Source organism: Pelistega indica, assembly GCF_000506865.1.
Lineage (GTDB): Bacteria > Pseudomonadota > Gammaproteobacteria > Burkholderiales > Burkholderiaceae_B > Taylorella > Taylorella indica.
Window position 1 is genome coordinate 1 of sequence record NZ_AYSV01000124.1, and the last position, 7,330, is coordinate 7,330.

The following is a 7,330-nucleotide window of genomic DNA, read 5'->3' on the forward strand; positions in this document are numbered from 1 at the left end:
ATTTCTATAATAATGAACGAACTCATCAAGGAAAGATGTGCTGTGGGCGMWSACCCATARGAAACATTGATTGATGGTAAATCAGATTTGGAACAGCAAAAAGCATGAGCTAAATCTAATCTGACAGACACCGCTTGTCAAACGGGGAACTGTCAGATGAAGTCTGAACTTCTACACGTTATGAGTGGCTTAGTTAGTGTTAATTAAGCCACTTCGATTAAGTTTGTTTATTATTGCATTAATGAATTAAATGCTTGTTCTAGGTTTTTATCGGAGGCATTGAGTTTTTGACGTGTTTGTTGTATCCATTGAATATCAGCACTCAATTTATCCTTTGCCTCTTTTAGCATTCTTTCTACTTCAATTGCTTGTGGCCCCCCTAAACCTACACGGGTTTCCACCATATATTTAGGTGATAGTGTTTGACGAAAAGCTTTTTCGGATAAAGGTAACTCAGGGGAACTTAATTTAAATTTTTCAATTGCTTCTATATAAAGTTCTTTGGCTTTTTCAAAAGGGAATTCGCTTGGTTTCCAGCCATTATTTCTTGCCTCAGTAACGATACTTGAGGCAAAGTGATGGCCTACTCGGAATGGTATAGAAAAATCTTTTTGTAATGTTTCTGCTAATTCCATAGAGGTCGTCCAATCATTTTCTAACTCTTCAAGGGCTCGTTCAGGATTGATCTTAAGTGCTTTGATGACAACAAGAGTATTGCCTAGCATTTTCATTGTTTCGGGAAATAAATTTAAATCATCCCATGCTGATTTGTAGTCGGTCATACCTGGAGTAACATTATGATTTCTTATTGATACTGCTTGAACCAGTCCAAGAACATTAGAAGCAGATTCCCTTGCTCTCATAATAACGCCAGGGTTTCTTTTTTGAGGCATTGCACTACTGGTGTAGGTGCTACTTTCGTCTAATAAAATCCATGGTTTAACTTGATGGTATTGTGTATGAATATCATTAAGTAACATGCCAAGACGGATAGCTGTTGATGCAGGTAAATTAGATGCCTCAAATGCAATATCAGAAGGTGCAATTTGGCTCGCATCATAACTATTTTCAATTGGACCATCAAAACCTAATAGATTAGCAAGTCGTTGGCGATTCAGAGGCCAGCTAGAGTTAGCGAGTACTGCAGTACCCATAGATGCTTTGTTCATACGCTGATAAAGCGAGATAAAACGTTCTTGATCTCTGGCAAAAGAGGCATTAAAGGCGAGCAGATAGTGTGCGTAGCTTTGAGGCATAGCTTGAACTCCATTGGTATATGCTGGCACTATCGTATGAATATGCTGAGAGGCAAGGTTAAGAATACTAGCTCGGAGTTTAAGTAGGGTTTCTGCATAATCGAGAGATTGGTTACGTAGTTTTGCCATTCGATAGGTCGAATACATATCTTGACGACTACGTCCAGTATGGAATAAAAGAGGCATCAGGACCAATTTTGTCTTGGATGATTTTTTCAATCTGGAGTACATCTTTAGGGCGTTTGCCATTAGGCTGTATAGATTGTTCATTTGTATAAACTATCCCTTCAGCTAGTTTTTTTGCGAGTTCAGAAGAGATGATTTTTTCTTCTTTTAGCATCACAGCAGATGCTTTATTGATTTTTTGTAACCAGTAGAACTGATCTTCTTTTTTATCATTTTCACTTGTGAAATCATTGTTCTTTAATGAGGCTATTCCAGCCTTAGCAACTTGTGCTAAACACTCATCAGTTGTTTTGCAACCTTTGTCTGCAGGGTTATCAGCGTAGCTTTGATTCACTAAGATAGAGAATAAGATAAAAGAAATTAGTTTAAATTTGAACATATTTTTCCCTCTGTATAAAATATTTTATCTATTTAAAAAGGATACTCCCTTTTATTTGTAAACAAAATAATGGTTTATCAGGAGTAAAACATCCCCCACCAACTTATAACTCTCTCCCAATACACTATCTCTCTATATGAACTTTATATGACAGGCCTTATATCTTAAGCATGAAAAATATTTTGTTTTTAGAATAAGTAAACCAATTAATAAGGCTAGTTTATATGCACCCTAGAAATAATCTTAGCGTCATTATTATTACGCTGAATGAAGAAAGAAATTTACCTAATCTTTTAAATGATTTAATAGCGCAATCTTATCAGCAATTTGAAGTAATTGTGGTTGATAGTATGAGTACTGATAGTACGGTAAGTGTTGCTGAAAGTTATAAGGATCGTTTAAGTCTTTCTACGGTTGTTATGTCAAGCAGGGGGGTGAGTTTGGGGCGTAATACGGGGGCAGCAAATGCGAATTGTGAAAGGCTTCTTTTCCTAGATGCTGATGTTCGATTAAAGCCAGATTTTCTTGAGCGGTCACTAAATTATTTGGAGAAGAAGCAGTTACTTATTTCTGGTGGAAGGATTGGTAGCTGTGGTAATGATGGATGGGAGATTCGTGCAGGTATGGCTTTATTTGATTGGGGAATGATGGTGATGCAATATGTATTTCCTACCTCAACAGGTGCATGTATTTTTAGTAGCCGTATCGTGCATGAAAAAATAGGAGGATTTGATTTATCTATCCAGCTATGTGAAGACTGTGATTATGTTAGTAGAGCGAGCAAGTCTTTCCGTTATCGTATGCTTCCGTATCATTTTGGCTTTAATTCTAGACGATTAAAACAAGACGGTCTCATAAAAACAGGTTTTACATATTTACGTGCAAATACTCGACGTTTGTTTATCGGTGAATTAAGAAACAATGAAATTGAGTATAAGTTTGGACATTATAAAGAAAAACAATAACTTATCCAGAGACAAAAAATTAGCATTTTTCTAGAAAAAAGCGTAATATGTACGGTTTCTAGACGTAAGCACATAAGCACAGATTGTCTGGTTAAGTAGTGTTTTCGGCGTGCAGGTTTTTCAGAGCCAACTTGATTGGTTGATTTTTTGTGGCTGGGGCAGAAAAACCGGCACGTCAAAATCGCCAAATTGAGATAACGCTCATGAAGCAAGTGTTTTCGGCGTGCGGGTTTTTCAGAGCCAAACGTAAGTTGTTATTTTTGTAGTAGAGGCAGAAAAACAGGCACGTCAAAATCGCCAAATTGAGATAACGCTCATGAAGCAAGTGCGCTCACGAAGCAAGTGTTTTCGGCGTGCGGGTTTTTCAGAGCTAAACCTAGATTATTGATTTTTTGATATCTGTGCTGAGAATCTGTACGGCAGAATTCTCAAAAAGGTTTTCCAATATCTGTGCTTATAAGGCGTAAGTGCATTGAACGTATATTGAGCTTACGAGACGTAAATATATAAGAAGAATAGCATGAATAATTTAAAAAATATCACGGTTTATTGTGGCTCAAATTTTGGTGAAATTCCTGATTATTATGAAGAAGCTAAGCGACTTGGTGAGCTGATGGCTAAAGAGGCTATTCAGCTTGTTTATGGCGGTGGCAAAATTGGTTTAATGGGAGCTCTCGCCAATAGTGTATTGCAGCATAATGGTACTGCCATTGGTATTATGCCGACTTTTTTAAAAAATAAAGAAATGGCTCATACTGGCTTAACTGAGTTAATCGAAACACCTACGATGTCAATTCGCAAAGATAAAATGATGGAAATGGCAGATGGTTTTATTGCGATGGCTGGAGGCATTGGTACGTATGAAGAATTGTTTGAGGTATTTTCTGCACTACAGCTTAAGCAACATACTAAACCTGTAGGTCTTTTAAATGTAAAAGGTTTTTTTGATCCTTTATTAACTATGTTAGAAAGTACGGCTAAGCAAGGGTTTATGCCTTTAGCAAATATGAATTTGTTGTGTGTGGCTGATAACGCAGGTGAATTGATTGAAAAAATGAGAAATTTTCAGTTTGTAGATGTACCTAAATGGGTAACTCCTAAATGGGTAGAAGAGATGAGAAAAGGCGTATAAGCAGAGATCATTGCTAAAGAGTAGTTAATAAAAGAGTTAATACTAAATAAAAAATTAATAATAAAAAGATAACGAGCAAAAGAGCATACTAAATCAAAAAGCCCGTACAGCATATGCTCTACGGGCTTAAATCTGGTGGCCTGGGGCGGAATCGAACCGCCGACACAAGGATTTTCAATCCTCTGCTCTACCGACTGAGCTACCTGGCCTTGAAGAAAATAATATTAACCCAAAATTTCAAAAAAGCATAGTCTTTTTTTATTTTCATAATAGGTATCTTGAATTGTCCCTTGAAAACATAGGTCTTTTTTATAAAAACAGTTGTTTTTTTGATACAAATTGCTGTAAGACTAGGAGTATAATACTCAGTTAGAAATTACGATTGTCGCGAGTTAGCTAGCAATACTTATGGTAGATGTCTTTACTTTCGGTCTAAATCATCACTCAGCACCTGTATCTGTGCGTGAGCGTGTATCTATGTCTGGAGATTTAGTGCGTCCGGCGTTAGATGCGTTGCGCTCTGCTTTTGGCTCTCGTCTCAAGGAAGCGACTATTCTCTCTACCTGTAATCGTACAGAGCTGTATTTAGCGGCAAATCCTGAGATTGTTGAGCATGTTCCTACATGGTTGGCTGATTTTAATACGCTAGACTCTAGTTTAATAACTCCTCATTTATATCAATACAATCAAGATCAAGCTGTGCGTCATGCTTTCCGTGTGGCATCAGGCTTGGACTCTATGGTGCTTGGTGAAGCACAGATCTTGGGGCAAATGAAAACAGCTGTTCGAGCCGCTAATGAGGCAGGAGCCTTGGGGACTATGCTGAATCAGCTGTTTCAAAAAACATTCTCTGTCGCTAAAGAAGTACGAACCCAGACAGCAATAGGTGCTCAATCGGTTTCAATGGCTGCTGCTGCAGTACGTCTAGCCGAACGCGTGTTTGGTGATATCGCAGATACCAAGGTGTTATTTGTGGGTGCTGGTGAGATGATTGAATTATGTGCAACACATTTTTCTGCGCATAATCCTAAATCAATTATGATTGCAAATCGTACTTTAGAGCGTGGTGCTTCGTTAGCAGCACGTTTTGATGCACAAAATATGCGTTTAGTGGATTTGCCTGAGCACTTGCACGAATATGATATTGTGGTATCGTGTACGGCCTCTGCTTTGCCTATTTTAGGCTTGGGGATGATTCAAAAAGCCTTGCGTCAACGTCGCTTTAATCCTATGGTGATGGTAGATTTGGCTGTGCCACGTGATATTGAGCCAGAAGTAGGCTCTCTTAGCGAAGTTTATTTATATACTGTGGATGATTTGGGTCGTGTTGTACAGATGGGAAATGATGCCCGTCAAGCCGCTGTTGTCCAAGCTGAAGCTATTATTGATAGCCGAGTTCAAAGTTTTATGCATTGGATGCAAAATCGCAATGTTGTTCCTATTATTCAAGGATTGCATAGCGGTTCACATAAAATGGCAGAGTTAGAGCTTGAAAAAGCTCGTAAGTTATTAGCCAAAGGTGTTAGTCCAGAAGATGCATTAGAGCGATTAGCCAAGGCATTAATTCAAAAGTATATGCATGCACCAGTGCAAGTGCTCAATCGCAGTCAAGATGAAGAGAGAGCAGTAATGGTAGATATATTGCCTAAGTTGTTCCCTTATCAAGAGACTGAAATTGCGGCACTTATTGAACAAAACGAACATTAGCAAGTTTGTTTCTTTTCCATAATTATATTGAATGTTTTGTGAATAGCTAGATATAGTCATAAGAGATTACTTAAAAAATAAGCATTGATTTTCAAGCGGCCTAGTTATTTTAAATTTAAAATTTTAAGCATTCTATCTTTTTTAAATATCAATTATTTTATAGAGAGTTATTATGAAATCATCTATGCGTTCACGCTTAGAGCAATTGAGTCAACGTTTGATTGAGGTTGATGCGATCTTGGCAGAGCCAGATACAGTAGAGGATATGGATCGCTTTCGTAAGTTATCACGTGAGCGAAGTGAAATTGATCCTATAGTTGCTTTATTTAAAACCTATACAAGCACAGAGGCTGACTTGGCGACGGCACTTGAAATGATGGCAGACCCTGAAATGAAAGAGATGGGGGAAGAAGAAATGAAAGCAGCTAAAGCTCGTATTGAAGAGCTTGAAGCCCAGTTACAGTTAGAGTTACTTCCTAAAGATCCTGATGATAATCGAGGGGTATTCTTAGAAATTCGAGCAGGAACAGGTGGTGATGAGAGTGCTATCTTTACGGGCGATTTGTTTAGAATGTATAGTCGTTATGCAGAGCAAAAAGGCTGGCGTGTTGAGTTGATCAGTGAGAATCCTTCAGAATTAGGAGGGTATCGAGAGGTGATTGCTCGTATTGAGGGTGACGGTGTTTATGGACGCTTGAAGTACGAATCAGGAGCGCATCGTGTGCAACGAGTACCAGAAACTGAATCTCAAGGCCGTGTGCATACCTCAGCATGTACAGTGGCTGTATTACCTGAGGCAGATGAATTAGCTGAAGTAGTATTAAATCCTGCTGACCTACGAATTGATACTTTCCGTGCGAGTGGTGCAGGGGGGCAGCATATTAATAAAACGGACTCTGCTGTACGTATCACACATATTCCTACTGGTATTGTGGCTGAGTGTCAGGATGATCGTTCTCAGCACAAAAATAAGGCAAGAGCCATGAGTGTTTTGGCTGCACGGATTAATGATATTCAGCGCCAAGAACAACAAGCCAAAGAGGCGGCAGAACGTAAAAGTTTAGTGGGTACGGGTGACCGTTCTGAACGTATTCGTACGTACAACTATCCTCAAGGTCGCGTGACCGACCATCGTATTAATTTAACCTTGTATAAATTAGCACAAATTATGGAAGGTTCTTTGGATGAGTTAACAGGTGCTCTCATTGCTGAACGACAAGCTGAATTATTAGCGGCATTGGGTGATGATTAATCCGTGTATTAACCTTAAACAATTTTTTGCTTTATCAGGGTTACCTTTATTGGAAGCAAAAATGTTGGCTGAGAAAGTATTGGGCGTTAATCGGGCTTGGTTGATTGCCCATGATACAGATCAATTAAGTGAATCGGTACAACAAGCGCTACAGTCACTGGTAGAAAGACGATTAGCAGGTGAGCCTATGGCATATATTCTTGGTGAACGAGAGTTTATGGGATTGCTTTTTCAGGTTAATCCCAAAGTGCTGATTCCAAGACCTGATACGGAAACGTTGGTAGAGGCTGCTATTCAATGGGTAGAGCAACATCAGCCACAAGCAAGAGTGCTTGATTTGGGAACGGGTAGTGGGGCTATTGCTGTATCCATTGCTCATTATTGTCCTAAAGCGCAAGTAAGCGACGCTATAGATATTAGTCCTGATGACCTTGGAGGTTGCAGAAAGGAATG

7 protein-coding genes and 1 tRNA gene are annotated in these 7,330 nt (G+C 38.8%); 5 read left to right on the plus strand and 3 right to left on the minus strand.

The window, feature by feature from the left end; translation table 11 throughout:
• Nucleotides 1-230: 230 nt before the first annotated feature.
• Nucleotides 231-1,442: a lyase family protein gene (locus tag V757_RS26085; RefSeq protein ID WP_218184514.1), complete on the minus strand. Its 1,212-nt coding sequence runs from the start codon at nt 1,440-1,442 to the stop codon at nt 231-233.
• Nucleotides 1,414-1,821, minus strand: coding sequence for a hypothetical protein (locus tag V757_RS28980; protein ID WP_218184515.1), 408 nt, complete (start codon nt 1,819-1,821; stop codon nt 1,414-1,416). Before V757_RS28980 ends, V757_RS26085 begins: the two co-directional genes overlap by 29 nt.
• Before the next feature lie 224 nt (nt 1,822-2,045).
• Between V757_RS28980 and V757_RS26090 the strand changes: the two genes are divergently transcribed.
• A complete protein-coding gene (locus V757_RS26090; protein WP_023952957.1) occupies nt 2,046-2,786 on the plus strand; it encodes a glycosyltransferase in 741 nt (246 codons plus the stop codon).
• A gap of 520 nt (nt 2,787-3,306) precedes the next feature.
• A complete protein-coding gene (locus tag V757_RS26095; RefSeq protein WP_023952959.1) occupies nt 3,307-3,918 on the plus strand; it encodes an LOG family protein in 612 nt (203 codons plus the stop codon).
• 133 nt (nt 3,919-4,051) lie between these two features.
• On the opposite strand, the gene V757_RS26100 is transcribed toward V757_RS26095, so the two are convergent.
• A tRNA-Phe gene (locus V757_RS26100) sits at nt 4,052-4,127 on the minus strand.
• A gap of 199 nt (nt 4,128-4,326) precedes the next feature.
• On the opposite strand from V757_RS26100, the gene hemA reads away from it, so the two are divergent.
• The 3 genes from hemA to V757_RS26115 form a co-directional block, all read left to right on the plus strand.
• The gene (gene hemA, locus V757_RS26105) at nt 4,327-5,625 is read left to right on the plus strand and encodes a glutamyl-tRNA reductase (protein ID WP_023952961.1); all 1,299 of its coding nucleotides are present in this window, start codon (nt 4,327-4,329) and stop codon (nt 5,623-5,625) included.
• A gap of 172 nt (nt 5,626-5,797) precedes the next feature.
• Entirely contained in the window at nt 5,798-6,877 is a 1,080-nt protein-coding gene (prfA, locus tag V757_RS26110) for a peptide chain release factor 1 (protein WP_023952963.1), read from the plus strand.
• Nucleotides 6,870-7,330, plus strand: a 461-nt coding sequence (locus tag V757_RS26115; RefSeq protein WP_023952965.1) for a N5-glutamine methyltransferase family protein, incomplete at its 3' end; no start/stop codon positions are given. The genes prfA and V757_RS26115, both read left to right, overlap by 8 nt.